This window comes from Telluria aromaticivorans, assembly GCF_013003915.1.
Lineage (GTDB): Bacteria > Pseudomonadota > Gammaproteobacteria > Burkholderiales > Burkholderiaceae_D > Telluria > Telluria aromaticivorans.
Window position 1 is genome coordinate 241,165 of the sequence record NZ_JABAIV010000004.1, and the last position, 24,748, is coordinate 265,912.

Annotated in this window: 15 protein-coding genes; 7 read left to right on the forward strand and 8 right to left on the reverse strand. The window is 65.0% G+C overall.

Annotated elements, in window-relative coordinates; translation table 11 throughout:
* Positions 1–140: 140 nt before the first annotated feature.
* Positions 141–2,078 (reverse strand): aminotransferase class V-fold PLP-dependent enzyme, encoded by a 1,938-nt coding sequence (locus HGB41_RS13695; protein ID WP_171085268.1) that lies wholly within the window; start codon positions 2,076–2,078, stop codon positions 141–143.
* A gap of 148 nt (positions 2,079–2,226) precedes the next feature.
* Here HGB41_RS13695 and HGB41_RS13700 point away from each other — a divergent pair, with 148 nt between their 5' ends.
* The 3 genes from HGB41_RS13700 (at position 2,227) to HGB41_RS13710 (ending at position 5,836) form a co-directional block, all read left to right on the forward strand.
* Positions 2,227–2,712 carry an Lrp/AsnC family transcriptional regulator gene (locus HGB41_RS13700; RefSeq protein ID WP_171085270.1) on the forward strand — a complete coding sequence of 162 codons (486 nt, stop codon included), beginning with the start codon at positions 2,227–2,229 and terminating at the stop codon, positions 2,710–2,712.
* Between the two features lie 165 nt (positions 2,713–2,877).
* A complete protein-coding gene (locus HGB41_RS13705; protein ID WP_171085271.1) occupies positions 2,878–4,014 on the forward strand; it encodes a branched-chain amino acid ABC transporter substrate-binding protein in 1,137 nt (378 codons plus the stop codon).
* A gap of 16 nt (positions 4,015–4,030) precedes the next feature.
* Entirely contained in the window at positions 4,031–5,836 is a 1,806-nt protein-coding gene (locus HGB41_RS13710) for a DUF885 domain-containing protein (protein ID WP_171085273.1), read from the forward strand.
* A 162-nt stretch (positions 5,837–5,998) separates the two neighbouring features.
* Here the strand turns inward: HGB41_RS13710 and HGB41_RS13715 are convergent, their stop codons facing one another.
* Genes HGB41_RS13715 through HGB41_RS13730 form a run of 4 tightly spaced genes read right to left on the reverse strand, consistent with a single transcriptional unit; the run spans position 5,999 to position 10,877 of the window.
* The gene (locus tag HGB41_RS13715) at positions 5,999–7,687 is read right to left on the reverse strand and encodes a M14 family zinc carboxypeptidase (RefSeq protein ID WP_171085276.1); all 1,689 of its coding nucleotides are present in this window, start codon (positions 7,685–7,687) and stop codon (positions 5,999–6,001) included.
* A 19-nt stretch (positions 7,688–7,706) separates the two neighbouring features.
* Positions 7,707–9,218 carry a sensor histidine kinase gene (locus tag HGB41_RS13720; protein WP_171085278.1) on the reverse strand — a complete coding sequence of 504 codons (1,512 nt, stop codon included), beginning with the start codon at positions 9,216–9,218 and terminating at the stop codon, positions 7,707–7,709.
* On the reverse strand, positions 9,215–10,219 hold the full coding sequence (locus HGB41_RS13725; RefSeq protein WP_229423021.1) for a hypothetical protein: 1,005 nt from the start codon (positions 10,217–10,219) through the stop codon (positions 9,215–9,217). Before HGB41_RS13725 ends, HGB41_RS13720 begins: the two co-directional genes overlap by 4 nt.
* A 7-nt stretch (positions 10,220–10,226) precedes the next feature.
* Positions 10,227–10,877 carry a response regulator gene (locus HGB41_RS13730; RefSeq protein ID WP_371868519.1) on the reverse strand — a complete coding sequence of 217 codons (651 nt, stop codon included), beginning with the start codon at positions 10,875–10,877 and terminating at the stop codon, positions 10,227–10,229.
* Between the two features lie 310 nt (positions 10,878–11,187).
* On the opposite strand from HGB41_RS13730, the gene HGB41_RS13735 reads away from it, so the two are divergent.
* The 3 genes from HGB41_RS13735 to HGB41_RS13745 all read left to right on the forward strand — a co-directional run bounded on the left by HGB41_RS13735 (position 11,188) and on the right by HGB41_RS13745 (position 16,010).
* Entirely contained in the window at positions 11,188–11,850 is a 663-nt protein-coding gene (locus tag HGB41_RS13735) for an energy transducer TonB (RefSeq protein WP_171085280.1), read from the forward strand.
* A gap of 145 nt (positions 11,851–11,995) precedes the next feature.
* A complete protein-coding gene (locus HGB41_RS13740) occupies positions 11,996–14,293 on the forward strand; it encodes a M28 family peptidase (RefSeq protein WP_171085282.1) in 2,298 nt (765 codons plus the stop codon).
* Between the two features lie 64 nt (positions 14,294–14,357).
* Entirely contained in the window at positions 14,358–16,010 is a 1,653-nt protein-coding gene (locus HGB41_RS13745) for a M28 family peptidase (protein WP_171085284.1), read from the forward strand.
* Positions 16,011–16,217: 207 nt separating this feature from the next.
* Here HGB41_RS13745 and sodC read toward each other — a convergent pair whose 3' ends face one another.
* The gene (sodC, locus tag HGB41_RS13750; protein ID WP_171085286.1) at positions 16,218–16,739 is read right to left on the reverse strand and encodes a superoxide dismutase family protein; all 522 of its coding nucleotides are present in this window, start codon (positions 16,737–16,739) and stop codon (positions 16,218–16,220) included.
* A gap of 131 nt (positions 16,740–16,870) precedes the next feature.
* On the reverse strand, positions 16,871–19,642 hold the full coding sequence (locus HGB41_RS13755) for a GAF domain-containing protein (protein ID WP_171085288.1): 2,772 nt from the start codon (positions 19,640–19,642) through the stop codon (positions 16,871–16,873).
* Between the two features lie 296 nt (positions 19,643–19,938).
* Here HGB41_RS13755 and HGB41_RS13760 point away from each other — a divergent pair, with 296 nt between their 5' ends.
* Positions 19,939–20,310, forward strand: coding sequence for a hypothetical protein (locus HGB41_RS13760; RefSeq protein WP_171085290.1), 372 nt, complete (start codon positions 19,939–19,941; stop codon positions 20,308–20,310).
* 94 nt (positions 20,311–20,404) lie between these two features.
* Here the strand turns inward: HGB41_RS13760 and rpoC are convergent, their stop codons facing one another.
* Complete coding sequence (gene rpoC / locus HGB41_RS13765; RefSeq protein ID WP_171085292.1) at positions 20,405–24,658, reverse strand: DNA-directed RNA polymerase subunit beta'; 4,254 nt, start codon at positions 24,656–24,658, stop codon at positions 20,405–20,407.
* Positions 24,659–24,748 lie beyond the last annotated feature (90 nt).

Consider the following 24,748-nt stretch of genomic DNA (forward strand, 5'->3'; position numbering starts at 1 on the left):
TTCAACAGACCAACATGGCAGGGCGCGCACGGCCTCCATCATGCTAGAAGAAGCGTGGGGTGGGCACCGTGCGGTGACGTACACAGGGGGCAGATGCGCCCCCCCTGTTGCGGGGATGTTGCGACCCCGGGGCCCCGTATTCAGCCGGCCAGCGCCAGGCCGCCCGCCACGTGCCAGGCCTGGGCATGGCCCAGCTGGCGCAACAGGCGTGCCGCCCGCGCGCTGCGGTTGCCGCTGCGGCACATGAAGACCAGCGGACGAGGTTCGCCGTCGCGCAGCCACGTCGCGGCCTGTCCGGCCAGCTGCGACAGCGGCACATGGTGGGCCGCACGGCCATGCAGGTGAGCGGCGCCGGCGGCGTGCTCGGGCAACTCGCGCACGTCGACCAGCAGCGCATCTGGATGGGCATCCAGGTAGGCATGCGCGGCAGCGGGATCGAGGTGCATGCCGTCGTCGGGCAGCGGCTCGGCGCCCGGGCGCGACACCGCCGGTTCGCCGATGCGGTGGCAGCGCAGGGCCAGGGTGGCCAGCGTGGCGTCATTGGGCATGGCGCCGAAGACGAAGCGCACGGCGTCCGGGGGCAGGCTCGCGCCTTCCGGACGGCCAAGCAGGAAGGCATCGCCGGCCTTGAGCAGCAGGTCCGGGCCGAGCGCCACGGCCTCGGGCGCGGCACCTGGCGCGACATCCATCAATTCGCACAGGGCGTCGGCGCCGCCGGCGCCATGGCTGGTGTCGAAACAGGCCAGCAGCCGGCAACCGCGCGCGCGCAGGTCGGCAGCGATGCGGGGCGCCAGCGCGGCCGGCGGATCGATGGCGATGCAGTCGCGGCCTTCGGCATCGAACAGCAGCCAGCCGCTCGCGCCGCCCGACTCGAGCTGCTCCAGCCCGGCCGGCGGATTGGGGGCCGCCAGCGCCTGGCCGCAGCGCAGGATGCGCGTACAGGCGTCGTCGATGAAGGCATCGTCCACCAGCGGACCGAAGGACATCCGCACCGCCGAGGCGCTGCGCCCGGCCGGCACGCCCATCGCGTCGAGCACATAGCTGGGCGCGGCCCGGGCGGCCGAACAGGCCGAGCCCGCGCTGACGCGCACGCCGGCGGCATCGAACAAATCGAGCAGCTCCTTGCTGCTGCGATTCGGCACCGAGAAATTCAGGGTAGTTGGCAGCGCATGTTCGAGCGGTGCGTTGAAGACGACGCCGGGGAAGGCGTCAACCAGCGCGCCGGCCAGCCGGTCGCGGCATGCCAGCAGTTCGGCGTGGGTGCGAAAGGTACCGCCCTCTTCCAGCGCGGACAGCACCGCGCCGAAGCCTGCGATGCCGGCCATGTTCTCGGTGCCGGAGCGCTGCCCGCTTTCCTGGCCGCCGCCGCACATCAGCGCCGTGTAAGGCGCGCCTTCGCGCACATAGAGCAGGCCGATGCCTTTCGGCGCATACAGCTTGTGGCCCGAAAATGGCGCGTAGTCGATGCGCGTGGTGTCGAGCGCCAGCGGCAGCTTGCCGAGCGCCTGCACGCAATCGACCATCCATAGCGCCGGACTGGCCGTCTCACGCAATACGGCGGCGATGCCATCGAGGCTTGAGACGATCCCGGTCTCGTTGTTGGCCGCCATGGTGCACACGAAGGCCGCACGCGGCGCCATTTCGCGCAGCAGGTCCAGGCGATGGCGCCCGTCGGCATCGACCGGCAAGGCGCGCAGTTCCAGGCCGGTTCCCAGCAAGCGGTTCCAGTGCGCCAGGCTTTCCGGCACCGCCTTGTGCTCGGTGGCGCCATACACCAGCAGGTCGCCGCAAGTCTCGCCACGCAGCCGGCGCTCGCGCACCGCGCACAGCGCCGACAGCACGGCGGTCTGGATGCCTTCGGTGGCCCCACTCGTAAACAGCACCCTGCCCTTTGCCGCACCCAGCACGCGGCGCGCCGATGCACGGGCCGCATCGAGCAAGGCCTTGGCGCGCAAGCCGCTGGCGTGGCTGCTGCTCGGGTTGCCGAAACAGGCCCCCATTGCAGCGTTGGCGGCTGCGGCAGCCGCCGGCAGCACCGGCGAAGTGGCATTGGCGTCGAGGTAGAGTTCGCTGTTCATAAAGAAATACAAAAAGGTAATTAGTTGCTTCGGATCGTGTTATTGTTAGTGAATATGTTACGGAGTTGACCCGGTAAAGATATACCAATTTTTCTGAAATATTGCGTACTATTGGCATATCTATTCTCCATATATCTTCATTTGGAAAATGAATTCACTCGACAAGTTTGATTGCGCCATTCTTGCCGCATTGCAGGCAGACGCTACCCTCTCGATTTCCGGCCTTAGCGAAAAGGTCGGTTTGTCCAGTACGCCGTGCTGGAAGCGCGTCAAGCGCCTCGAGGAAGACGGGTATATCGAAAGCCGTGTCAGCATCGTCAACCGCAACAAGGTCGGCCTGCCGGTGACCGTCTTCGTCAGCGTCCGCACGACCGAGCACGATGAAAAATGGCTGGCACGTTTCGCCGCGGCCGTGGTCGCGCTGCCGGAAGTGCTCGAATTCCACCGCATGAGCGGCGACGTCGACTACCTGCTCAAGGTCGTCACCACCGACATCGCCGGCTACGACCGCTTCTACAAGAAGCTGATCAAGGCTGCGCGCCTGACCGGCGTGTCCTCCGCGTTCTCCATGGAGCAGATCAAGAACACCACGGCGCTGCCGCTGGAACTGATCTCGCACGGCCTGCCCGCCTGATTTCCACTAACAAGCAGAGCGTCTTGCAAGGCCCCAGGGCAAGGCGCATTGTCGAAGACAGTACGCTAGTACGGCGAGACGAATGCAACGCAGCCATGGGGTTTTGTTAGGCGCTCTGAATCGTGCGATGATGGCGACCGTTAGATTCTTACGGAGACCAAGGGAATGCCAACCAAGATGAACATGGCGCCGCTGGCGCTGGCCGCGCTGCTTGCCGCTCATGCTGTTCCGGCCACTGCCGCCGAACAGGTCGTGAAAATCGGTGTCAGCGGTCCGCTCTCGGGCGCCAACGCCTTCGCCGGCAAGGACAACGAGAACGGCGTGCGCCTCGCCGTCGAAGAACTCAACGCCCAGAAACTCCAGGTCGGCGGCAAGACCCTGCGCTTCGAATTGCAGTCCGAAGACGATGGCGGCGACCCGAAACAGGGCGTGAGCGTGGCGCAGAAATTCGCCGACGCCGGCGTCAAGTTCGTGCTCGGCCCGTACAACTCGGGCGTGGCCATTCCCGCTTCGCGCGTGTACAACGACAGCGGCATCCTGATGTCGACCGTCGGCACCAATCCCAAAATCACCCAGTCCGGCTACCCGACCGTATTCCGCATCGTCGCCAGCGACACCCAGGTCGGCGGCTCGGTCGCGGCCTACGCCGCCAAGGAACTGAAGGTCAAGAACGTGGGCGTCATCGACGACCGCACCGCCTTCGGCCAGGGCATCGCGATGGAATTCAAGCGCCAGGCGCAGGCCAGCGGCATGAAGGTCGCCGGACACGAATACACCACCGACAAGGCCAGCGACTTCGCCGCCATCCTTACCGCCCTCAAGGCCAAGCGCGTGGACGCCGTGTTCTTCGGCGGCTATGCGCCGCAGGCCGCCCCGATGGCGCGCCAGATGAAGCAGCTTGGCCTGAACGTGCCGCTGCTGGGCGGCGACACCCTGTGCAGCCCCGAGATGGCAAAACTCGGCGGCCCCGCCGTCGGCGAGAACGTGCGCTGCGCCCAGGCCGGCGCGATCGTCGCCAGGCAGCCGGGCGGCCCGGCCTTCATCAACAGCTACAAGGCCCGGTTCAAGCGCGAGCCGGACGTGTACGCGCCCTCGTTCTACGACCAGACCAGGTTCATCGCGCAAGCCATGAAGACTGCGAACTCGCTGGACGCAGCCAAGGTCGGCGCGGCGATGCACACGATCAGCTACCAGGGCGTGGTCGGCACCTACGGCTATGACCCGAAGGGCAACCTGAAGAAGACTGCGGTCACCGTCTACACCTTCAAGAATGGCGCATTGACGCCGCTGGCCAGCTACTGATCCGGGAAGAACCAAGATGAAAGCATTGTTTACACTGGGCGCCGTCGCTGCGGCCGCGCTGCTGGCCTGCGCGCCCGTAACGGCTGCGCCCACGACGCCACCCAAGCCTGCCTCCGCTGCGGCTACTGTTGAAAGCCGCCAGATCAACGCCCTGGCCGACGAATACTACGAATCGCTGGCGCGTTTCGAGCCGGTATGGGCCACCGAAAACGGCGACAGCCGCTTCAACGACAAGCTGGGCCTGTCGATCTCGCCCAAGCTGCGCCAGCAGCAGTTCGCACTCTACCGCAGCTACCTGAAGCGGCTGTCCGCGATCCCGCGCGAGCGCCTCGGCAGCCGCGACCAGACCAGCCACGACATCCTGAAGTTCGAGCTCGATACCGCGCTGCGCCTGGCCCCCTTCCCCGAGCACCTGATCCCGATCGACCAGATGGTCAGCATGCCGGTGATCCTGGCGAACTACGCCGGCGGCCAGGGCGCCCAGCCGCTCACCACGGCGCGCGACTACCGCGCCTACCTGAGCCGCCTGAACCAGCTGGTGCCGCATATCGACCAGTCGATCGTGAACATGCGCGAAGGGATCCGGCGCGGCGTGGTGCAGCCGCGCGAGCCGATGCTGTCAAGCCTGCCGCAGTTCAAGCAGCTGGTGGCCAGCAAGCCGGAAGACAGCATCTTCTACACGCCGATCAAGAACATGCCGGCCAGCTTCTCGGCAGCCGAGAAGCGCAGCCTGACCACGGCCTACCGCAAGGCGATCGCCAACAAGCTCAATCCAGCCTTGAAACGCCTGGCGACCTTCATCGAGAAGGACTACCTGCCGAAGACCCGCACGACGGCCGGCTGGAATGCGCTGCCGCAGGGCGCCGCCTGGTACGCGGCGCGCGCCGCGGCCATGACCACGACCAGCCTCACGCCCGACCAGATCCACCAGATCGGCCTGAAGGAAGTGGCGCGCATCCAGGGCGAATACGGCGTGACTGGACCGAAGATGGGCTATACCGGCCCGGCCGCCGGCCTGCCGCGCTGGGTGTCGGAGCAGCCGAAGTTCAAGCCGTTTACGTCGGACCAGCAGGTGATCGACGTGTTCCGCGAGCTCGATGCGAAAGTGCGCACCAAGCTACCTAGCCTGTTCAACCTGATGCCGAAGTCGCCGCTCGACCTGCGCCTGGAACCGGAACTGTCGCGCGCGACTGCATCCGACCACTACACGCCGCCGGCGGTGGACGGTTCGCGTCCGGGCGTGTTCTGGTCGGTGGTGAACGACCCGAAACAGTACGGCAGCACCGGCATGGTCACGCTCTACCTGCACGAAGGCCAGCCGGGCCACCACTTCCACATCGCCCTGGTGCAGGAACTGGGCCTGCCGAACTTCCGCAAATTCGGCGGCAACAATGCCTTTACCGAGGGCTGGGCCCTCTACGCCGAGACCCTGGGCAAGGAGATGGGCCTGTTCGACAAGCCGGAAGATTATTTCGGCCACCTGAACGACGAGATGCTGCGCGCAGCGCGCCTGGTGGTGGACACGGGCCTGCATGCGAAGGGCTGGAGCCGTCAGCGCGCCATCAAATATTTCCAGGATACGCTGGGCTATTCGGAGCACGAGGCACGCGCCCAGATCGAGCGCTACATGGTGTGGCCGGCGCAGGCGCTGGGCTACAAGATCGGATCGCTGAAGATCATGGAGCTTCGCAAGCGCGCGCAAGATGCGTTGGGTAGCAAGTTCAGCCTTCCGGAGTTCCACAAGGTCGTGCTGGAGGAAGGCACGCTGCCGCTGGCGGTGCTGGAGGCGAAGGTGGATCGGTGGATTGCTGAGGCTAAATAGACGCGGCTCGTAGGGTGGGCGGGTCTCCCGCCCGCGCGTTCAACTCACGGTGGCGTTGTGGCAATGCACGCCATGGTTGAACGCGTGGGCAGGTAAAACAGTCCAGTGGACTGTTTTACGCCCACCCTACGAGTGCCGGCTGCATCGGCGTTCGATGCGAGATCAGCCGATCATGAACACCGGATACCGCCTCCACTCCGGCTCGCGATAGCGCTCGCAGTTCGCAAAGATAAAGTCCAGCACCGCCTCCTGGTTGCCCAGCAGCGCCGGATTCGAACGCTTCCACTCCTCGAACTTCGCTGCCAGCGCCGGCTCGTCGTTCAGTAGTTCCGCCGCGTGGTCTTCGAACACGTAGTCCGAATACGCTTCTTTCTTCTCCAGCACGCTGTTGAAGAAGCCCCAGCGGAAGAAGCTGTCGTGGGCCTGCGGCTCGAGCGTCTCCACGGCGTAGCGCGCATTGTCCTGGTCGAGCGGCACGATGAAGTCGCCGGCGCGCAGCTGGACCTGGCCGCGGCGCCGTTCCAGCACCACGTCGTCGTGGAACATGTGGCCTTCGTAGGCGTTCGGGCGCGAGGTCACCGACACGATGTGGTAATAGTCGACGTCTTGCATGCGGTCGCTTTCCACGCGCTCCAGGCGCACGCCATTCCACTGCAGGCGTTCGATCGCTTCCCGCCACTGCTGCGGCACGATGTAGGCGCGCGGCGCCGGCACGGTGATGTCGGCCGGGAAGCTGTTGTAGTAGGCGATGTCGCGTTCCCACGGGCTCGAACGGTCGTAGGACAGGCGCGCATAGGTTCCCAGCACGCTTGGCTTGTACTTCGCTTCATAGCCCTTGAAGCGGAACGACGACGGATTCGTGTCGTCCATCGCCCAGTGGATCGGCCACTCGCTGCGGGTACGCCCAAGCTGCTTGGCGGCGCGGCGCAGGGCCTGGATCTGGCCGGCGTGCTTCACAGTGAACTCCAGGGCGGTCTCGACCAGCGCACGCATCGACTCGTAGCGGTCCTTGAACGGCTTGAGCATGTGGGTCTCGGGCATGAAGCCGATCGTGTGGTGCAGGGCCGCGTAGCCGGTCGAGAAGCGCGCGGTTTCCAGGAACTCGGCGATGCCGTGGTCCGGGCTGTCCTTGACCGGGTTCACGTACGGGCAGGTCGGCCAGCCGCGCGCTTCCATGCCCGCGTACATGGCCGGCAGCATGGTCGAGCGCAGGAAGCCGCCCAGCTCTTCGCCCAGCTTGTCCGCCTGCGTGTGGATCAGCGTCATCGTGTAGCTGTAGTCGGCGCCGTTGGAGGTATGGGTGTCGACCATCACGTCCGGGTCCCAGGCGGTGAACAGCTGGTTGAACACGCGGGCGGTCAGGGTGTCGCACTTGACGAAGTCGCGGTTCAGGTCGAGGTGGCGGCTGTTGCCGCGGAAGCCGAACTGCTCGGGGCCGTCCTGGTTCACGCGCGAAGTGTCGGCGCGATTCAGGCTGCCGTCCACGTTGTACAGCGGGACGAACAGGAAAACCGTGTCTTTCAGCGCGGCCAGGCGCTCGGGCTGGGTGCAGAAGTCGCGCACCAGCGCCATGCAGCTGTCCACACCTTCCGGCTCGCCCGGATGGATGCCGTTGTTGTTGAAGAAGACCGGACGGCCAGAGCGCTTGATGGTTTCGCGGTCGAACACGCCATCGCTCGTTACCACGCCCGCGTGGATCGGCACGCCCGCATCGGACACGCCCACTTGGGTAAAGTGCAGCACGCCGGGATAGCGGCGCGCGAGGTCTTCGTACCAGGCGATGCAGTCGCGCAGGGTGGTGGTTTGGTTCAGGTTGCCCTGTTCATAGGGCGTCAGCAGTTCGTTGGACATGGTTTGCTTTGTGTTGGAGTTACTGAATGGTAGTCGGCACGGCAACCGGTGCGGTGAGCGGCAGCGTGATCGCCAGCACGGTCCCGCCACCCGGGCTGGAACGCACGTCCATCACGCCGTGCACCGCGTACACGCGCTCGCGCATGCCGATGATGCCGATGCCTTCCGAGGCGCTGGCCGGATCGAAGCCGTTGCCGTCGTCGGCCACGACGATGCGCAGCGTCTGCGCGCCTTCGTCCAGCACCAGGCGCACCTGGGCCGATGTCGCCTGCGCGTGCTTCATGATGTTCGACAGCGCTTCCTGCACGATGCGGTAGGCCGAAATGGCCAGTTCGTTGGGCAGACGCGAGAAATCGCCCTCGCCGTGGAATTCGAAACCGCAGCCGGAGCCGCTGTCGTAGTGGCGCACCATCTCTTCCACTGCGCCGTGCAGTCCCAGCATGTCGAGCACTTCGGGGCGCAGGCGCCGCACCAGGCGGCGGCCGTTGGCGTACAGGTCGAGCGCCAGCTTGGTGATGGCCTGCGACTTGCGTCCGATCTCGTCGATCTCTGGACAGGGCACGGCCTTGGCCGCAAGGGCGCCGATGGCCTGCGCTTCCAGGCGCGCGGCGATCAGGGAGGCATTGAGTTCGTCGTGGATCTCGACCGCGATGCTCTTGCGCTCGTCCTCGATGATCGAATTTACTTTCTGGATGAGTTTACGCTTGTCGGCGTCGGCGCGCAGCGCTTCGTTGCGCGAGGCGAGCAGGTCGCGGGTGCGCTCGGCCACTTTGTTCTCGAGGTCGCGCTTGGATTCGTCCAGCGCCAGCGCCATCTCGCCGATCGAGGCCTGCAGCTCGCCCATCTCGCCGCCGGTGGTGACCGGCAGGTGCACGCGGAAGTCGCTGTTGCGGATGCGGCTCAGCGCCCCGATGGCTTCGCGCAGCGGCACCGTGAGCGAGCGCGCCAGCACCCAGGCCAGGATGCCGCTGACCGCCAGCGCCAGCGCCGCGATGCCGAGCTCAAACTGGAAGCGGCGGGTCTGCTTGGCCATCATGTTCGAGGGCGACATCGTCACCCGCACCCAGCCGACGATCTCGGTGGTGAGCGTCGGCGGGCGCAGCAGGCTCGATGCGGACACGTGGGGCGTGCCGTTGTCGGTGAACAGGTTGATCCACACCACCTGCTTCTTGATCGGCGCCTCGTAATAATGCGGCTGGGCGTCAATGGCCGATTCGGAATCCACGCGCACCGCCTGGGTGCCGTCCACGCCCACCACTTCGATGCGATACAGGCTGCTGTCGGACTGCACCAGGCCGTTGATGGTCAGGCGCAGGTCGGACAGGTTGCCCGAGATGACGTTGTATTCGCTGGTCTCCGCCAGCGCGCGCGCCAGGATCCGTCCGCGCTCGGACAGTTCCTCGGCCACCTGCGAGCGGTGCGAATACCACGAGTACCACACGAAGGAGGTGAACAGGCAGGCCACCGGCAGCATGGTGATGAAGGTCATGCGCCGGCCGATGCTCCAGCCGCGCCAGAAGCGCAGCGTCATGGCTTGGGCGCCACGGGGGCCGGTAGTGGAGCAATCGACGGAATGAGCGGCGCGCCGGCGGAGTGGGCCACCGACGGGGCTCGCAAGGGCGCAGCGTGACGCACCGGCGCACGCGCAAACTTGCGCGCGCCATCGGTCACGCGCACGTCGAGCGAGCGTGCCACGCCTTCATTGACCAGGGTGCGAAAATAGCGCGGGAACTGCGGCGGGGCCAGCTCGCCGGTGGCGACGAAACTGGCCGCGATCTCGGCCACCTGGGTGTTGATGTCCTCGATCTCGGAATAGGTGGTGGCGAGCGCGCCGACCTTCACCATGTCGGCCGAGAAGCCGATCACGCCCTGCTTGCGGCGGTAGGTCGAGAGCAGGATGTTGCGCACGTTCTCCGGGTTGTAGACGTCGCCGTCGGGCAGCGCCAGCAGCACTTCGGAGCGCGTCATGCGGTTGAGCGTATGGTTGATGTCGTCGCCCAGGGCGAGCGGCTGGACGTCGACCTCGTTTTCCAGCGTCGGGCGCAGGAAGGCGGTGTCACGCCCGAGGATGGCGCCCACGCGCACCGGCCGTCCGTACAGCAGCGCGGCCAGGCGCAGCTGGTCGGCGGGCGCCGGCTCGGCATACACGGCGGTCATGGAGGCGGCGCGGCCAGGTGCGGATTTCGTCACCGCGCGCCAGACCTGGCTCGAGGTGAAGGCCGAGATCACCACGCAGTCGCAGCGGCGCGCCACGGCATCGCGCAAGGCGGTGGGGCCGATCGCCACGTAGAGCATGCGGCGGCGCTGACCGAGCTCGGTGCGGAAGGCGGCGAAGGTGGGCACCAGGCGCTTGTACAGGTCTTCGGCGATGCGGCGCGTGACTTCGCTGTCGTCGCCGGTGACGATCTGGAAGCGAAAGCCCGTGATCTCGTCGTCCTTCGTTGCATCGTGCTGCATCGGCGCCGCCTGCGCCGCGCAGGCAAGCAGCGCGAGCGCAGCGCAGGCCGTGCGCAGGAACCGGAAGGGCTGCATCGGCGGCTTAAGGTTCGATCAGGCCGTGCTTCACGGCCAGCAGCGTGATGTTGGCCTGGCGGTGCACGCCCAGCTTCTCCTTGATCGACTGGCTGACATTGCTGATGGTCTTGGTCGACAAATCGAGCTTCTCGGCGATTTCGGCATTGGTCATGCCCTCGGCCATCAGCTTGAAGATCTCGAGCCCGCGCTCATCGAGCTGCGATTGCGGTGTGACGTCGCCGCGCACCGCCATGCTGGCCAGGCGCGAAGCGATCTGCGGCAGGAAGTACAGCTTGCCGTCGTGGGCGTGGCGCACGGCGGTCACCAGGTCGGACGGGTCGCAATCTTTCGTGACGAAGGCATGCGCGCCCATGCGGTAGGTTTCCTTGATCAGGCTGTCCTGGTCGAACTGGCTCAGGAAGATGATCTTCGCGCCCGGGTCGTCCTTCAGGATGCTTTGTGCGGCATCGAGGCCGGTCAGCTCGGTCCCGAAGCGCATGTCGAGGATGACCACGTCGGGCTGCTGCGACGCATACAGCGCCACCGCCTCGCTCGGGGTCTTGGCCTGCCCCACTACCTGCATGCCTGCCGCTTCCAGCGACATGGCAAAGCCGGTCATGACGATCGGATGGTCGTCGGCCAGCATGACGCGAATCGGGTTTTTCTGTTCGGACACCACTTTTACTCCTGTCTTGAGGCCCGCTTACATTCGCTTACCAAGTTCTGGCAGCTATGTGTGCCAATGGACGGAACGGGTGCGGGTGATAGAAGGATTATTTCATACAACGCGTCACGATGCGAGTGCCCGCTTTTCCTTGGGGGCTGGCGCCAGCACTCTTACACATGGAATCAAAATTACTACGAATTCGCTTTACTAATTGCTAGGCTCTAGCATATATTGATTCCATAAGCTGTCTTATGCATATCTTTCCTGAGGTAAAAAGTTCTGCGACCCAGTCGCCGTGCGACAAAAAAAGGAGAACACCATGCACTTTTCGCAAATCAATGATGCGCCCGGCGGCAAGGCCGGCAAGTTCGCTCTCGTCGCCGGCCTGCATGCCCTGGTGGCGGTGGGCATGGTCAACATGATGAACAGCAAGACCATCAGCCTGCCGGCCCTGCTGGACGACAAGATCGTCTGGATGCAGCCGGAGGTCCCGCCTCCACCACCGCCGGAACCACCGCAGCCGCAGCAGAAAGTCAGCAAGCCGGACATCGTGGTGCCGAAGACCGAAGTCGAGGTGGCACCTCCGCCAATGGAAGACCAGGTCCAGGCCAGCACCGAGCCAGATCCGGCGCCGGAACCGGCACTGCCTTCGCAGAATGACGCACCGCCGGCGCCGCCGGCCTCGAACAGCAATCCGGGCGAAATGCGCAGCGCCGTACTGGCCGATGCCAACGGTTGCGCCAAGCCGGAGTATCCGGTGAGTGCGGCCCGCAATGGCGAGACCGGCACCGTGACGCTGGCGCTGATGGTGGGCGCCGACGGCCGGGTGCAGGGTTCGCGGGTGCAGAAGTCGAGCGGCTCGCGTGACCTGGACCGCGCCGCGGTGAATGCCCTGAGCCTGTGCCAGTTCAAGCCAGCCATGAATGCCGGCGTCGCCGAAGCCGGATGGGCGCAGATCGCCTACGTCTGGACCCTCGAATAGGTTTCCCGGGTTTTCCCCCTCTTCGCCCGCCCCAGCTTTTAGCCTGGCGGGCTTTTTTTCGCCCGCAGTTTCGCCGTCGACCCTGGAGGCCGCACACCGACACACCCGCAGTACCGACAACAATACCAATAACTGGAGAGAGAAGATGCTTACCGCTGGATCCTTGAGGGCGCCGCCGCGTGCCCTTGGCCTGGCCGCGCTGGCGGCCGCCTGCCTGACCCTGGGTGCACTGGCCTGGCTGGCCATCGCACCCGCCACCACACTGCCCGCGCCGGCCGGAGCGCCCCAGCTCGAGCGCATGCTGCGCCACGTGGCGGTGCTGGCAAGCGAGCCGCGGCCGATCGCGACCGGCGCCAACGCCAGGGCGCGCGACTATATCGTGGGCCAGTTGCGTGGCATGGGCCTGGCGCCGCTGGTGCAGAAAACCACCGTGCAGAAATCGGTGATCCAGTACTGGGGCGGCAGGCATGTGACCCTGGGTGTGGTCCACAACATCCTCGTGCGTATCCCGGGAAATGCGCCTGGCAGCATGCAGCGCCCTGCGCTCCTGCTCGCGGCGCACTACGACACCGGCAAGACCACGCTGGGCGCGGCCCGTTCGGGCGCGCAGGTGGCGGCGCTGCTGGAAACCGCCCGGGTGCTGAGTTCAAGCCCTGCGCGAGCGAACGACATCGTGCTGCTGTTTGCCGATGGCGAGAGCGTCGGTGCACTGGGCGCGAAAGGCTTCGCCGAACAGCATCCGTGGGCGCGGCAGGTGGGCCTGGCCCTGCGCTTCGACAGCGCGGGGAGCAGCGGGCCGCCGGTACTGGTCGATGCTGCGGGCGCCGGAAGTGCGGTACTGCGCGGCGTTTCCACGGCAGTGCCGGGCGTCGAGGGTTCTTCGATGGTGGCCGGACTGGCCAGGCTGCTGCCCGACCCGCTGCGTATCGGGCCGCTCGCCGGCATCGATGCCCCTGCCCTGCTGTTCGCGAATACCGGCAAACGCTTCGATGCCGAGCGCGTGCTCGATACGCCGCAGCGCCTGGACCCGGCCATGCTGGGGCAACTGGGCGACACCATGCTGCGTCTGGCGCGCCACTTCGGCGACGCATCCTTGGGACGCGGCGTCCATTACGCGCACAGCTATTTCACCCTGCCGCTGGTGGGCAGCGTCCGGCATTCGGCCTTCCTGTCCTGGGGCCTGGCGGTGCTCAGTTGCGTGCTGCTGGTGCGGGGCTACCGGCGCGCACTGGCGGAATCCGACACCACGGTGGCGCCGCTGGTGCAGGGCTTCTTCGGCATCGCGCTGATCCTGCTGGCGGCGCGCATGGGCCTGTGGGAGCGGCGCGAGGAAGTGATCGCACTGACGCAGGCCGCCAGCCATGAGCCGGTGCTGGTGTTCGCGATTATGAGCGGCTGCCTGTTCGTCGGCGCGCTCTACGTGTTGCGCTGGCTGGCCGGCGGCGTCCCGGTCTTCCTCGGTGCCATGGCGTGGATCACCGCAGTCCTGGTCGGGGTATTGCTGGCGGCGCCCGAGGTGGCCTATTTGCTCGCGTGGCCGCTGGTGGCGGCACTTGGCGCCTTCACGGCACTGCAGGCTGCACCCGGCTCCATGGCCCGCCTCGCGATCGTGGCCGCCGGACTCATTCCCGCGCTGGTGCTGTTCATGCCAGCCCTGCTTGATGCCTGGACCGAGCTGGCGCCGCAGGGACTGTATGTGCCGGCGCTGGTTGTCGCCATCCTGATGCTGTGCTTCGCGAGCGTGCTGCTGCTGGTGCCGGTCGGGCGTGTCGCAGGGCCGGCGCTGGTGCTGGTGTTTGCCGGTTGCGCGGCCTTGCCTGCGCCCGAGCGCGGCGCCAGCCCGGCGCCGCAGGAACGCGTCATGGTGGAACCGGACCGCCTGGTCTATTTCAAGGACATGAACAGCTGGCGCGCTTACTGGCTGCTGCCGCCGCAGCCGCTCGACGGCTGGTCCAAGTCCCTGTTCCCTGGCCTGGCGCAGCCGGTAATCCATGTCGACGTCTTCGGCTGGCACAGCCCGCGCCAGTGGTATGCGATCGCGCCGCGCGAAGACCGCATCGCCTTCCCCGAAGCGTTCTTGCTGAAGAATCCAGCCCTGGCCTCGACCAACGCGAAGCAAACCACGCGGCAGCTTGAATTCACGCTGCGCTCGAAGAACCGCGCACCGCATATCGAGCTGTGGGCAGCCGGCACCAAGCCGCTGCGCTCGACCGTCAACGGGCGGGTGCTGACCTCGAGCGAAGGTGGATGGTCGATGTCGCTGTACGGGATGGAGGACGGGCTGCTGCGCTTCACGGTCGACGCCAAGGCCGAAGACCTGCTGGCGATCGTGGTCGAGGAACGCATGCCCGGCCTGCCGACCCACCTGCTGCCGCCCGGCGCGCCGCCGCGGATGCCGGGAACGGGCATGACAATCTCCTCGGACGTGCTGCGGTTTTACTGAGCAGTTGGCATACAATGCTCGACGCACCCAGTGCTTTACCCTTCAACTTACGCAGCAGGATTCCATGTACAAGATCGTCTCCTCCGTTGTCCTCACCGCCCTCGCGGGCAGCCTGGCGCTGGCCTATCCGGCCCACGCCGCCGGCGCAGCCAAGTCGCCAAAATCCGCACAAGCTGCGACCGTCAAGGAAGCGCCATTGCGCGCCCACCTGGCCTTCCTGTCGTCCGACGCCGTCGAAGGCCGCGGCACCGGCCAGCGCGGTGGCGAACTGACCGTTACTTACCTGGAAACGCAAGCCGCCGCCGCCGGCCTGCAGCCGGCCAATAACGGCAGCTTCCGCCAGCCGGTGAAGATCGCGGGCGTGCGCTCGCTGCCGCAGAAGAGCAATCTGGGCATCATCGCCGGCGGCCAGGCGCTGCCGCTGCAATTCGGTTCCGACTGGGTCTGGGGACCGGGCGATGCCAAGCCGGACCACACGCTCGACGCGGAGCTGGTCTTCGTCGGCTACGGCATCAACGCGCCGGAAGAAGGCTGGGACGATTTCAAGGGCGTGGACGTCAAGGGCAAGGTCATCGTCATGATGGTGAACGACCCGGCGCCGACCGCAGCGGAGCCAAAGCGCTTCAATGGCGCGGGCCTGACCTATTACGGCCGCTGGACCTATAAACTCGAAGAAGCCGCGCGCCAGGGCGCCGCCGGCGTGCTGCTGATCCACACCGACGCATCGGCCTCGTATGGCTGGAGCGTGGTGCAAAACAGCTGGGCCTCTGCAGAGCGCTTCCAGCTGGCCGAGGGCAAGCTGGGCACCGGCCTGCAGGGCTGGATGACCGACGCCACCGCACGCAAGCTGTTCGCCGCCAGCGGCCAGGACCTCGACAAGCTGCGCCTCGCGGCCGAAGACAAGGCCTTCAAGCCGGTCGTACTCAATGCGCGTGTGAAGGGCGAGGCGCGTGCCGAAGTGCGTACGCTGAACGAATTCAACGTGGCCGGCGTCGTGCCGGGCACCGACCCAAAGCTCAAGGACGAAGTCGTGGTGTACAGCGCGCACTGGGACCACATGGGCAAGCAGGGTAGCGAGGGCGACACCATCTTCAACGGCGCGGTCGACAACGCCTCGGGCACCGCCGCGCTGCTGGCGATGGCGGAGCAAGCCTCGCGCAACCCGGCCAAGCGCAGCCAGATGTTCCTGTGGGTCGCGGCCGAAGAGCAGGGCCTGCTGGGCAGCGCCGCCTATGCCACCAAGCCGCTGTGGCCGATCGAGAAGACCGTCGCCAACCTGAACCTGGACAGCCTGAACTTCGTCGGCCTGGTCAAGGACGTCAGCACCCCGGGCAGCGAGCGCACCGACCTGGGCGCGATGGCAGCAGCCACCGCCAAGAGCATGGGCCTGCAGATCGCAGCAAGCAAGCCGGACCTCGCCGGCGGCTACTTCCGCAGCGACCACTTCAGCTTCGCCAAGGCCGGCGTGCCGGCATTCTCGGTGGGCGCGGGTCACGGCTGGGTGAAGGACGTGGAAGCGAGCGACGCCAAGCAGAAAGCTTACCGCGCGCGCTACCACCAGGTGTCGGATGAATACGATCCGAACTGGGATTTGTCGGGCATGGTGCAGCAGGCGCAGTTCACGCTGAACCTGGGCCGCATGGTGGCGGATTCGCCGAAGGCGCCGCAGTGGAAGGCGGGTGATCCGTTCGGAAAGGCGCGTACGGCGGCGAAGTAATCGCTATCGTCTCGCTTTCGTAGGGTGGGCGGGTCTCCCGCCCGCGCGTTCAACCGACGCATGAACGGATGTCGCGTCTAACCATGTCGTGGTTGAACGCGCGGGCGGCACACGCGGTGCGAGGTATTCCTCGCGACGGGTGAAGCCGCCCACCCTACGAGTGAAATTTTATTTCATATAAAGCGCACTACTGAAATTTTATTTCACTTACTGAATCACCCCACAAGCCATCCGCGCACCCCCACCACCCAGCGGCGCCGGATGATCCGCATGATTATCCCCACCCGCATGCACCATCAAGGCCTTGCCCTTGACGTCTGCCAGCTTCAGGCGTGGCGCCAGCACCGGATTGGCGGACGCTCCGTTCGCATCGACGCTCAAGGCCGGTAAATCACCCAGGTGGCCTTCGCCCCACGGCAGTCCATGCTTGCCGGTCTTGGCCGGATCGAGGTGGCCGCCCGCGGCGCCTGCAGCCACCGTCTTGCCATCCTTCTGGTTCGGGCCGCAGCTGCCATTTTCATGCACGTGGAAGCCGTGCAGGCCGGCGGGCAGCCCGGTCAACGCCGGGGTAAACACCAGGCCATGGGCGGTCTCGCTAATGGTGACGGTGCCCACGCTGGCGCCCTCCCCCTTCTCGGTCGCCATCTTCATGGCGACCTTCACATCGGCAGCATGGGCGGCGGCGCAGCTCGCGCCCAGTAAGACGGCACAGATCCAGCGAATCTTCATGACTAGCTCCTTGGAGTCGGGTGAGTAAACGAGAACCGGAACAAGTGTATGCCATCCCCCTTGACGGGGGCGTTCCGCAGGAGAGGCCCCGGGGAAGCGACACCGGTTCGCCGGCGCCAGGCCGGCATACATCAAGCCAGTTCGGCCACATCCGGCTCCGGCTTGCGCGGCGCCTCTTCCTGTGCGGCCGCTTGGGACTGCGGCAGCTGCGCCAGGATGTCCGCCAGCGCGCGGAACTCCACCGGTTTTACCAGGTGGTAGTCGAAGCCGGCCGCTTTCGAGAGGTCGCGATCGCGCTCCTGCCCGTAGCCGGTGAGCGCAATGAACACTGCCTGCGGATGCTCGCGGCGCAGGCGCCGCGCCAGCTCGTAGCCGGTCATGTCGGGCAGGCCGATGTCGAGGATGAAGGCATGCGTCTGCGCGATCTCGCTGGAAGCCAGCGTGCGCACGCCATCTTCGAACACGTTCACGCTATGGCCCTGTGCGCGCAGCAACACCGCCAGCGACTGGGCCGCATCGACGTTGTCGTCGACGATGGTCAGCAGGCATGGCGACACGGTTCGCGCCGCCGAATGCAGGTGCGCGGGGCCCGGGGCGCCGGCCGCATCGACCAGCGGCAGCAGCACCGACACCGAGGTGCCCAGGTTCAGGCCATCGCTGTGCGCCTCGACTTGGCCACCATGCATCTGCACGATGCTCTTGACCAGCGCCAGCCCGATACCGAGGCCGCCCTGTGAGCGGTCCGGCGTACGTTCGGCCTGGGTGAACAGGTCGAACACGTGCGGCAGCAGCTTGGCGTCCATGCCGCAGCCGTTGTCGATCACGGTCATGCGCGCCGCCTCCAGGCTGGCTTCCAGGCGCAGCGTGATGCGGCCCTGCGGCGGCGTGTACTTGGCCGCGTTGTTGAGCAGGTTGACCAGCACCTGCACCAGGCGCGTGCGGTCGCCGGCTACCACTACGGGAAGCGCCGGCGCTTCCACCGTCAGCAGGTGCTCGCGCGCCTCGATGTGCGGGCGCGCCTGTTCGACGGCGGCGCGCAGCACGGCGTCGAGTGCCAAAGGCTCGGTATCGAGTTTCACCAGGCCGCGCGTCACGCGCGACACGTCGAGCAAATCGTCCACCAGCTCCGTCATGTGGCGTACCTGGCGCGAGATGATGTTGCCGGCCTTGAGGCGCAGGTTCTCGTCCACGGTCGGCATCTTGAGCAGCTGCGCCGCGTTGATGATCGGCGCCAGCGGGTTGCGCAGCTCGTGCGCCAGCATCGCCAGGAACTCGTCCTTCATCTTGCTGTGGCGCTCGGCCTCGGCGCGCGCGGCGCGCTCGCTGGCGAGCAATCCTTCGCGTTCCTTCGCCGCGCGCTGGGCCAGTTCGTACAGGCGCGCATTGTCGATGGCCACCGCGGCCTGCGCCACGAAACCGGTAATGAGCTGCTCGGTGCGCTCGTCGAACCTGTGCGTCTGCGAATGGCCGAAGAACAGGCCGCCCAGCACCTCGCCGGAGCGCGAATACACCGAGGCTGCCAGGTAGCTGCGCACCGGCAGATGCCCTTTCGGCATGCCATGGTGCGGGCCCATCCTGCCGTAGCGCGGGTCTTTGGTGATGTCGTCGCTGCGGATCGGCGCGGCGCCATGGAAGGTGGGGCCGAAGATCGCTGTCGTGCGCGGATGGCCGAGATGGGCAAAGGCCTCGCGCGGCGCGCCGCTGAGCGTATACAGCAGGTAGGCGTCTCCGTTCTCGTCCTTGCCGTTGTAGAAGAAGGAGCCAAATTCGGCGCCGGTCAGTTCGGTGGCGGCGTCGGTGATCGCCTGCAGCAGCGTGTCGATATCGAGCGTCGACGCCAGCGCATTGCCCGCGCGGTTGAGCAGTTCGAGCATGCGCGTCTCTTCGCGCAGCGCTTCCTCGGCGCGGATGCGGCGCAGCGCTTCCCAGGTGCGGCGCGCAAGGTCTTCTGCCAGCGTGCGGTCGTCGTCGGTCCAGCGGTAGGCATGGTCCTTGTACAGGAAGCCGGCGCCGTGCAGGCGGTTGCCGTCCTTGAGGGGAATCACGACCACCGAATGGATGCCCAGGCTCAAGCAAGGCATGGCGACCGGCGCGCAGGCCGGATCGGTCTTGACGTCGTTGATGCAGATGGTGGTGCCAGCGCGCAGCTGCTCGAGCTGGTCGGGCGAGAGCATGTCCAGTGGCAGCGTGCCATGGGCGCCGCCGGTCTCGACGCCTTCCATCCATTCTTCCTTGACCGAGAAGCTGCGCTGCCCCTCATCGAGTTCGACGTAGGCGACCTTCGAGCCGGTGAAGTATTCGCTGGTCAGGCGGATGGTCGCCTTGAGCATCGGGCCGAACTCCGTCTCGCGGCGCAGCGTGTCGGCCAGCTTGAGCTGGTAGGCCTTGCGGCGCTCTCCCATCACGGCCTTCGTGGTCTCCACGCAGGTGACGAAGATGCCTTCGATCGCGCCGGAGGGGCTGTAGATCGGGCTGTACGAGTGGCTGAAGTAGCAGCTCTCGGCAAAACCATTGCGGTTCAGCGTGATCTGGAATTCGTCGTCGGCGAAGGTCGCGCCCTGGCGCACCTGTTCCCACAGCGGCGCGATGGTCGGCCAGGCCTCGGGCCAGGTGAGGCGGGTATCGACGCCCAGCGCGTTTTGCGCTTTGGCGCCGAGAATCGGGACATAGGCATCGTTGAAGAACTGGATGTATGACTCGCCCCACGCGAGGTAGGCCGGCATGCGCAGGTCGAGCACCGTGCGGACGGCATGCTTCAGGCTTTGCGGCCAGGTGCTGACGGGGCCGACGGCGGTGGTTTCCCATGGGAAGGCGCGCATCTGGCGTTCCATGTCGGAGGTGCGGGTATCCGGCATGGCAGGCGCGCACGCGGCGTCCGGGGTCGCATCAAATGGCCAGGGCATATTGCTTGGTGGGTAAGGAACGTGGAAAGAACGATAACTCAGCGATGGATGATAGCAGTCATTACAGGCGCATGGCGTACGGATGAGTTAAATGGCGAACATTGTCCTCTACTCTTGCACGCTCGCTCTGTGGCGACCGATGGCCCTTAGCCAGCATCAATATTGCTTGCTGAATATAACCAAGAATGTCTCCTTTGGATGTCCATGTAGCGAGGGAACTTCCATCCTGGTGACTACCCCGTTGCTGGCCAGTCGTCACGGTCATTCCCTGTCGAAGTGCGTTTTCAAGGCGAGGCATGCTCAAACTACCTTTGCAGCTAGCGGCATTGTCGCTTGCTGGGGGCGCCGGCGCCGGCGACAGCGAACCAGGCCCATATAAAAAGGCAGCGACGACCTATCGCATTTACGGCGGTAGCCTCGGCGATCCCACGGTCCCGACCGTTAAGAACAAGAAAGTTGCCATTTCAATGGAAGGCCAGGCAGCAAGGGAACTGTTCGAAGAGATTGGGCCCGACAAACACGACCCATGCATGGAGGGCAGCGGCACTCGTGTTCGGTTCCGTGACAAGGGCAATGTGATGTGTAGTAGAAGTAAGGAAGGCGAATACGTATGCAGCTTCGGTTTCGATCTTCGCGACGGGAAAAGCATTGGTGGAAGTCTCTGTTAGCGAATTTGCCTCTTTTTAGCTTCTCGAATAATTCGTACACCAAAAAAAACGGCACCCCTCAGGGTGCCGTCTTCATATCAGCGAAGCTAAACGATTACTCGTCGTCGCCGTGATGCTGCTCAGCCGGAGCCGCCGCATTCTGCTGGTCTTCCATCGCCTGCAGTTCGGCAGCCATGTTGGCCTTCTCCTGCTGCAGCAGTGCCTGGCGCTCTTCCGCCTCCCACACTTCCTTCTCTTTCTTGGCGCGGTGGAATGCCAGGCCGGTACCGCCAGGGATCAGGCGGCCGACGATGACGTTTTCCTTCAGGCCGCGCAGGCCATCGCGCTTGCCCATGATCGCAGCTTCGGTCAGCACGCGGGTGGTTTCCTGGAACGATGCGGCCGAGATGAACGAATCGGTCGACAGCGATGCCTTGGTAATACCCAGCAGGACGTTCTCGTAGGTCGCTTGCAGTTTGCCTGCGGCTTCCATGCGGTCGTTCTCTTCCAGCAGTTCCGAACGCTCCACCTGCTCGCCGACGATGTAGTCGGTGTCGCCGGCTTCGACGATGGCCACGCGGCGCAGCATCTGGCGAACAATGACTTCGATGTGCTTGTCGTTGATCTTCACGCCCTGCAGACGGTAGACGTCCTGCACTTCGTCGACGATGTAACGTGCCAGCGCTTCGATACCCAGCAGGCGCAGGATGTCCTGCGGATCGGCCGGACCATCGACGATCATCTCGCCCTTGTTCACGACTTGACCATCGTGGACCAGCACTTGCTTGTCCTTGGTGATCAGGAACTCGTGCTTGTTGCCGTCCATGTCCGTGATTTCCAGACGCTGCTTGCCCTTGGTTTCTTTACCGAAGGCGACGGTACCGGTGACTTCGGCCAGCATGCCCGCGTCTTTCGGCGAACGTGCTTCGAACAGCTCGGCAACGCGTGGCAGACCACCGGTAATGTCGCGGGTCTTCTGCGATTCGGTCGGGATACGTGCCAGCACTTCACCCACCGAGACAGATTGACCGTCTTTCACCATGATCAGCGCGCCAACCTGGAAACCAATCGCCACGGCGTGTTCGGTGCCGGCGATCTTCACTTCCTGGCCTTCTTCGTTCAGCAGTTTGACCTGCGGACGCACAACCTTGCCTGCGGAACCACGACGCTTCGGATCGATCGCGACCAGGGTCGACAGGCCGGTCACTTCGTCGACCTGGCGAGCGACGGTGACGCCCTCTTCCACGTTCTCGAAGCGGATCGTACCTGCGTACTCGGTAATGATCGGACGGGTCAGCGGATCCCAGGTTGCCAGGGCGGTGCCGGCCTTGACTGCCTGGCCGTCCTTGACGATCAGGGTCGCGCCGTACGGCACCTTGTGACGCTCGCGCTCACGGCCGTGGTCGTCGGTGATCAGCACTTCGCCCGAACGGGTAATGACGATTTGCGCGCCCTTGCCGTTGGTGACGTAACGCATGGTCGCCGTGAAGCGGACCGTACCGTTCGACTTGGCTTCGACCGACGATGCCACTGCTGCACGCGATGCCGCACCACCGATGTGGAAGGTACGCATGGTCAGCTGGGTACCCGGCTCACCGATCGACTGTGCTGCCACGACGCCGACTGCTTCGCCGCTGTTGACCATCGAGCCGCGGCCCAGGTCGCGGCCGTAGCAGGATGCGCACAGGCCATAACGGGTGTCGCAGTTCAGCGGGGTGCGGACCTTGACTTCGTCGATGCCGAGGCGTTCGATCTCTTCGACCATGTCTTCGTCCAGCAGCGTGCCGGCTTCGTACACGGTTTCCTGGGTTTCAGGATTGACGACATCGTTGCCCGTCACGCGGCCGAGGATACGGTCGCGCAGCGCTTCGATGACTTCACCGCCTTCGACCATCGCCTTCATGAAGGTGCCGTTGGTGGTGCCGCAATCGTCCTCGATGACCACCAGATCCTGGGTCACGTCGACCAGGCGGCGGGTCAGGTAACCCGAGTTTGCGGTCTTCAGCGCGGTGTCGGCCAGACCCTTACGGGCGCCGTGCGTCGAGATGAAGTACTGCAACACGTTCAGGCCTTCGCGGAAGTTCGCGGTAATCGGCGTTTCGATAATCGAACCGTCCGGCTTGGCCATCAGGCCTCGCATACCAGCCAGCTGGCGAATCTGCGCTGCCGAACCACGGGCGCCCGAGTCGGCCATCATGTAAATCGCGTTGAACGATTCCTGGGTGCCTTCGGTGCCGTCGCGGCGGGTGACCGGCTCGACTTTCAGCTGGTCCATCATCGCCTTGCCGACTTCATCGGAGGTCTTGCCCCAGATGTCGACGACCTTGTTGTAACGCTCGCCGGCGGTGACCAGGCCCGAGCTGTACTGCTGCTCGATCTGCTTCACTTCCGCTTCGGCGGTCGCGATCATGCCCTTCTTGACGTCCGGGATCTTCATGTCGTCGACGGCGATCGAGATACCGGCGCGCGTCGCCAGGCGGAAGCCCGACTGCATCAGCTTGTCGGCGAACACGACGGTCGCACGCAGGCCGCACTTGCGGAACGACGTGTTGATCAGCTTCGAGATTTCCTTCTTCTTCAGCGAGCGGTTCAGCACGCTGAACGGCAGGCCTTTAGGCAGGATCTCGGACAGGATCGCACGGCCGACGGTGGTCTCGTAGCGCGTGACGGTGCGCTCGAATTCCTCGGTGCCGGCAACGCGTGGGAACTCGACGATACGCACGGTGATGCGGGTCGCCAGTTCGACTTCCTTGTTGTCGTACGCGCGGATGACTTCCGACACGTCCGGGAACATCATGCCTTCGCCCTTGGCGTTGATCGCCTCGCGGCTCGCGTAGTACAGGCCCAGCACGATATCCTGGGACGGCACGATCGACGGTTCGCCGTTCGACGGGAACAGGATGTTGTTCGACGCCAGCATCAGCGTACGCGCTTCCATCTGCGCTTCGATCGACAGCGGGACGTGGACAGCCATCTGGTCACCGTCGAAGTCGGCGTTGAACGCCGCGCAGACGAGTGGGTGCAGCTGGATGGCCTTGCCTTCGATCAGGACTGGCTCGAACGCCTGGATACCGAGACGGTGCAGGGTTGGTGCACGGTTGAGCATGACCGGGTGTTCCTTGATGACTTCTTCAAGGATGTCCCAGACCACCGGTTCCTGGATTTCGACCAGCTTCTTGGCCGCCTTGATGGTCGTTGCCAGACCCATCAGTTCGAGCTTGTTGAAGATGAACGGCTTGAACAGTTCCAGGGCCATCAGCTTCGGCAGGCCGCACTGGTGCAGTTTCAGCTGTGGGCCGACCACGATGACCGAACGGCCCGAGTAGTCGACGCGCTTGCCCAGCAAGTTCTGGCGGAAACGGCCGCCCTTACCCTTGATCATCTCGGCCAGCGACTTCAGCGGACGCTTGTTGGCGCCGGTCATCGCTTTACCGCGACGGCCGTTGTCCAGCAGCGAGTCGACCGCTTCCTGCAGCATGCGCTTTTCGTTACGCGTAATGATTTCCGGTGCGCGCAGTTCCATCAGGCGCTTCAGGCGGTTATTACGGTTGATGACGCGGCGGTACAGGTCGTTCAGGTCGGAGGTCGCGAAACGGCCACCGTCCAGCGGGACGAGCGGACGCAGCTCCGGCGGCAGGACCGGAAGCACTTCCATGATCATCCAGTCAGGCTTGATGCCCGAACGCTGGAACGCCTCGAGCACTTTCAGGCGCTTGGCGTATTTCTTGATCTTGGCTTCGGATTTCGATTCTTTCAGCTCCACGCGCAGGGCTTCGGCATCGCGGTGGATGTCGATCGAGCGCAGCAGCTCACGGATGCCTTCGGCGCCCATGAATGCGGTGAAGTCGTCGCCGTACTCTTCGTACTTGGCGGCGTAGTCGTCTTCCGACATGATCTGCGACTTCTTCAGCGGGGTCATGCCTGGATCGGTCACGACATATGCTTCGAAGTACAGCACGCGTTCGATGTCCCGCAGCGTCATGTCCAGGACCATGCCCAGGCGCGACGGCAGCGACTTCAGGAACCAGATGTGCGCGGTTGGCGAGGCCAGTTCGATGTGGCCCATGCGCTCACGGCGCACCTTGGCCAGCGTGACTTCGACGCCGCACTTCTCGCAGATCACGCCACGGTGCTTCAGGCGCTTGTACTTGCCGCACAGGCACTCGTAGTCCTTGATCGGGCCAAAGATCTTGGCGCAGAACAGGCCGTCGCGCTCTGGCTTGAAGGTACGGTAGTTGATGGTTTCCGGCTTCTTGACTTCGCCGAAGGACCACGAACGGATTTTTTCAGGCGACGCCAGGCCAATCTTGATGGCGTCGAAGGTTTCGTTCGTTTGAACTTGCTTGAATAGATCGAGCAGTGCTTTCATTTATCACTCCAGGTGATTGAATTCTTTACGTACTACTACTACCGCCGGTTCTCACTGATTTTCGCCAGTGCTTGCTTGAACCACTACCCT

What these genes read in the sequence shown, in the direction of transcription:
- HGB41_RS13695 (WP_171085268.1), bottom strand. Translation starts at nt 2,078, where the DNA reads ATGAACAGCGAACTCTACCTCGACGCCAATGCCACTTCGCCGGTGCTG.
- HGB41_RS13700 (WP_171085270.1), top strand. Translation starts at nt 2,227, where the DNA reads ATGAATTCACTCGACAAGTTTGATTGCGCCATTCTTGCCGCATTGCAG.
- HGB41_RS13705 (WP_171085271.1), top strand. Translation starts at nt 2,878, where the DNA reads ATGCCAACCAAGATGAACATGGCGCCGCTGGCGCTGGCCGCGCTGCTT.
- HGB41_RS13710 (WP_171085273.1), top strand. Translation starts at nt 4,031, where the DNA reads ATGAAAGCATTGTTTACACTGGGCGCCGTCGCTGCGGCCGCGCTGCTG.
- HGB41_RS13715 (WP_171085276.1), bottom strand. Translation starts at nt 7,687, where the DNA reads ATGTCCAACGAACTGCTGACGCCCTATGAACAGGGCAACCTGAACCAA.
- HGB41_RS13720 (WP_171085278.1), bottom strand. Translation starts at nt 9,218, where the DNA reads ATGACGCTGCGCTTCTGGCGCGGCTGGAGCATCGGCCGGCGCATGACC.
- HGB41_RS13725 (WP_229423021.1), bottom strand. Translation starts at nt 10,219, where the DNA reads ATGCAGCCCTTCCGGTTCCTGCGCACGGCCTGCGCTGCGCTCGCGCTG.
- HGB41_RS13735 (WP_171085280.1), top strand. Translation starts at nt 11,188, where the DNA reads ATGCACTTTTCGCAAATCAATGATGCGCCCGGCGGCAAGGCCGGCAAG.
- HGB41_RS13740 (WP_171085282.1), top strand. Translation starts at nt 11,996, where the DNA reads ATGCTTACCGCTGGATCCTTGAGGGCGCCGCCGCGTGCCCTTGGCCTG.
- HGB41_RS13745 (WP_171085284.1), top strand. Translation starts at nt 14,358, where the DNA reads ATGTACAAGATCGTCTCCTCCGTTGTCCTCACCGCCCTCGCGGGCAGC.
- sodC (WP_171085286.1), bottom strand. Translation starts at nt 16,739, where the DNA reads ATGAAGATTCGCTGGATCTGTGCCGTCTTACTGGGCGCGAGCTGCGCC.
- HGB41_RS13755 (WP_171085288.1), bottom strand. Translation starts at nt 19,642, where the DNA reads ATGCCCTGGCCATTTGATGCGACCCCGGACGCCGCGTGCGCGCCTGCC.
- HGB41_RS13760 (WP_171085290.1), top strand. Translation starts at nt 19,939, where the DNA reads ATGCTCAAACTACCTTTGCAGCTAGCGGCATTGTCGCTTGCTGGGGGC.
- rpoC (WP_171085292.1), bottom strand. Translation starts at nt 24,658, where the DNA reads ATGAAAGCACTGCTCGATCTATTCAAGCAAGTTCAAACGAACGAAACC.